This window comes from Vibrio sp. 2132-1 (genome assembly GCF_033344315.1).
Window position 1 is genome coordinate 1 of the sequence record NZ_JAWPON010000899.1, and the last position, 506, is coordinate 506.

Genomic DNA, 506 nt, shown 5'->3' on the forward strand with positions numbered 1-506 from the left:
GAAATCCTCACTATTCCTTCAAATCCACCTTCACCATGTTTACATGCTGATGCTCTAGTCAATTCCTGTAACCTTTGTTAGTTTGTCACTAGAACTAAGATAGTAGGAACCGTTATGCGTATTAGTCCGACTCGCCGTCGCCGTTGGAACAATATTCTAATATTGGGCATTATCGCGTTTATCGTGATCTTAAATGCGCCGATGTGGATCAAAACGTACTTGTTGTCAGAGAATGTTGATCCTTATCCGCATTTACTTCGAACTGATCATTCGGTTAGCGCTATTTATTCCAATAGTCTTGAATTGGAGTTTCGCGATGGGCGATGGCATGCGAATGCAGATGTTCCTCTCCCTCTATCTGAACTTATTGCTCGCTGGCAAGCGCTCGAAGGTACGGAGTTATCTGCGCAGCAATACGACACTCTTAAAGATAAGTTAGGCACACCAGAAACCATCGAAGTCTGGTATCAAGGCGTCGAAGAACCGCAGCGAATTACTCTTTATCG

The 506-nt window shown here is 43.9% G+C and carries 1 protein-coding gene; it reads left to right on the plus strand.

What is annotated here, in order from left to right; genetic code table 11:
- Positions 1–114: 114 nt before the first annotated feature.
- Positions 115–506: hypothetical protein (locus tag R8N47_RS28620; protein ID WP_318186535.1), on the plus strand; the 392-nt coding region annotated here is incomplete at its 3' end.